The following is a 2,796-nucleotide window of genomic DNA, read 5'->3' as shown; positions in this document are numbered from 1 at the left end:
GGCTCCATCGGTTGGCGCTGACCACCGCCGGGACCACCCTGTTTCTGCTGTTCGTCGGCGCCCTTGTCACGAGCAAGGGCGCGGGGCTGGCGGTTCCCGACTGGCCCACGACCTTCGGCCACAACATGTTCCTGTTCCCCTGGGCGCGGATGGTGGACGGGGTGTTCTACGAGCACAGCCACCGCTTGGTCGCTTCCGGCGTCGGTTTCCTGACCCTCGTGATGGCGGTGTGGCTCTGGCTCAAGGAGCCGCGGGCGTGGCTGCGCCGGCTCGGCATCGCGGCCCTGGTGCTGGTGATCGTGCAGGGGATCATCGGCGGTCTCAGGGTCGTGTGGCTGGAGCAGGATTTCGCCATCATCCACGCCGGGCTGGCCCAGGCGTTCTTCGCCCTCATGGTTTCCATGGCGCTGTTTACTTCGCGCGCGTGGCTCGAAGCGCGGCCGGGCATGCTGTCTCCCTCGTTGCGGCTAGGGGAGCCGGCGGGTTCGTCCATGAACTCCGAAGAGATGGCGCGCGAGGCGGCGGCGGCCGGTTGGACGCTGTTCCAGTGGTTCTGCCTCGCGGCCACGCTCCTGATATACGTCCAGAGCCTCCTGGGAGCGGTCATCCGCCACACCGGCACCGGAGTGGTCCTGCATGTGCTCATGGCGTTGCTGGTGACACTTCAGATCGCCGCGCTGGTGCTCAAAGCGCTACGGATCGGTGAAGAGGCGCCGGTGTTCCGGTCCCTCGCGTTGTTCCTGGGGGTGCTTCTCCTCCTCCAGCTCGGTTTGGGCACGGCCTCCTACGCGGCGCGTTTCCTGGCCATCGGCGCGGCGTGGCAGCCCGGCGTGACCGTCGCCGTGACCACCGGTCACGTGGTGACCGGCGCGCTCATGCTGGCGGTGTGCGTCGTGATGACCCTGTGGGCGTTTCGCCGGCTTGGCGCCGGACGGCTTCCCGTCATGGACGGGGTGGTTTCCGAAAGGGTGCCCGCGTGACTTCGCGAACGGAAACATACGTGGTCGGGACGTCCTACGCCCGCCGGCTGCTCGACTACCTGGAGCTCACCAAGCCGCGGCTCGTGCTGATGGTCCTGATGACCACGCTGGTGGGCTTCTACATGGGCTCGGAGGTGTTGCCGGACTACCTGGCGCTGCTGCATACGGTGCTAGGGACGGCACTGGCCGCCGGCGGCACGCTGGCTTTGAACCAGTCGCTGGAAGGCGACATCGACGCCGCCATGGAACGTACGCGGCACCGGCCCATTCCCGAGGGCCGCGTGCAGCCGCTGGAGTGCGTTCTGTTCGGAAGCGTCATGGTGGCGGCGGGACTGTTGCTGCTGATGGTGGCCGTGAACGTGCTCAGCGCGCTCCTGACCGCCATCATCTCGGTCACCTACCTGTTCCTGTACACGCCCTTCAAGCGGAAATCGTCGGTGTGCAGCCTGATCGGCGCGGTTCCCGGAGCCTTGCCGCCGGTGGTGGGATGGACCGCGGCCCAAGGCACCCTCGGCCTGGAGGCGGCGATCCTGTTCGGCGTGCTCTACCTCTGGCAGATACCCCACAACCTCGCCATCGCGCGGCTCTACCGGGAGGATTTCCTGCGCGCCGGCATCCGGTTCCTTCCGGTGCTGGACGTGGAGGGCAGAAGCACGGGCCGGCAAGCCATCAGCCACTGTCTGGCGTTGCTGGTGGTGAGCCTGATGCCCACGTTGACGGGGTTCGCGGGTGAGATCTACTACTTCGCGGCCATGGCGCTGGGGGCCGGATTCCTCGTTTACGCCATCCGGCTGGCGGCGTTGCGGTCGGTGACGAGCGCACGGCATTTGCTGTTCGCATCGCTGTTCTATCTGCCGCTGCTTTTCGTCGCCATGGCCCTGGACAGGATACCGGTTTGATATGGATTCGACCGCCGGCAGTCGCAGTCGCACCAGGCGCTTCGGTTTCGTGATCGGCGCCGTCGTGGTGGGTTACATCCTGGCCACCATCGTCTTCCTGGTGGTCTACTAGGCTGATGGCGTGCGTGCGTGTGCTCATGAAGAAGCGGGTTTGCGGTTCGATTCATTGACGGAAAACACTGATGGCAAGGGAAGCCGCAGCGAGGATGCCGAAGGAGGACTTGGCGGACGCCATGTCCCCGGTGTCCGCCTACGGCGAGGGGCCTCCGCCGCCGTCCCGGCCGGAGCCGGTGATCAGCAACGCGCGCCTCGGTCTGATGATGTTCATCGGCGCCGAGGTGATGTTCTTCGCCGGGCTTATCGGCGCGTTCCTGGTCCTGCGCTTGAGCAGCGAGGTGTGGCCGCCTGCCGGCCAGCCGCGGCTCCCGGTGTGGATCACGGGTTTCAACACCCTGGTGTTGCTCTCCAGCGGCGTGGCCATGCACCGGGCCTGGCTGGCCGCCGCCGCCCGCGAACAGGTCCGCTTGTCCGGCTGGCTGCTCGTGACAGCCGTGCTCGGGGCCGTGTTCCTGACAATTCAGGGTTACGAATGGGTGCGGCTGATCGGATTCGGATTGACCATGCGCAGCGGCCTTTACGGCTCCACCTTCTACGCGCTCATCGGCCTCCACGGGCTGCACGTCCTTGGAGCGCTGGTGTGGGTGGGGGTGGTGTGGATGCTGGCCCGGCGCGGGCGCTTCGCCGCCGGACACACCGTCGGCGTGGAAACGTGCAAGATGTACTGGCTGTTCGTCGTGGCCCTGTGGCCGGTGCTGTACGGCTTGGTTTACCTTTATTAGTGTCCTGTCTTACAAATAGCGTCATGAATCTGCGGGTCCTTTTTGCCGTCGGCTGCGTTGCTCTTCCTCGCGTGGTGC

3 protein-coding genes are annotated in these 2,796 nt (G+C 66.2%); all 3 read left to right on the top strand.

Going from position 1 to position 2,796, the window contains the following annotated elements:
• Window positions 1-11 precede the first annotated feature (11 nt).
• The 3 genes from OXU42_13100 to OXU42_13090 all read left to right on the top strand — a co-directional run bounded on the left by OXU42_13100 (window position 12) and on the right by OXU42_13090 (window position 2,718).
• Complete coding sequence (locus OXU42_13100) at window positions 12-980, top strand: COX15/CtaA family protein (GenBank protein ID MDE0030325.1); 969 nt, start codon at window positions 12-14, stop codon at window positions 978-980.
• A 20-nt stretch (window positions 981-1,000) separates the two neighbouring features.
• Entirely contained in the window at window positions 1,001-1,879 is an 879-nt protein-coding gene (gene cyoE, locus OXU42_13095) for a heme o synthase (protein MDE0030324.1), read from the top strand.
• A 182-nt stretch (window positions 1,880-2,061) separates the two neighbouring features.
• The gene (locus tag OXU42_13090; GenBank protein ID MDE0030323.1) at window positions 2,062-2,718 is read left to right on the top strand and encodes a cytochrome c oxidase subunit 3; all 657 of its coding nucleotides are present in this window, start codon (window positions 2,062-2,064) and stop codon (window positions 2,716-2,718) included.
• The last annotated feature ends 78 nt before the right edge of the window (window positions 2,719-2,796 follow it).

It is taken from the genome of Deltaproteobacteria bacterium, from assembly GCA_028818775.1.
GTDB lineage: Bacteria > Desulfobacterota > Binatia > UBA9968 > JAJDTQ01 > JAJDTQ01.
This window is presented reverse-complemented; position numbering and strand designations above follow the sequence as displayed.

Bases quoted from the DNA above. Each gene is read 5' to 3' on its own strand.
- OXU42_13090 (MDE0030323.1), top strand. From the start codon at position 2,062: ATGGCAAGGGAAGCCGCAGCGAGGATGCCGAAGGAGGACTTGGCGGAC.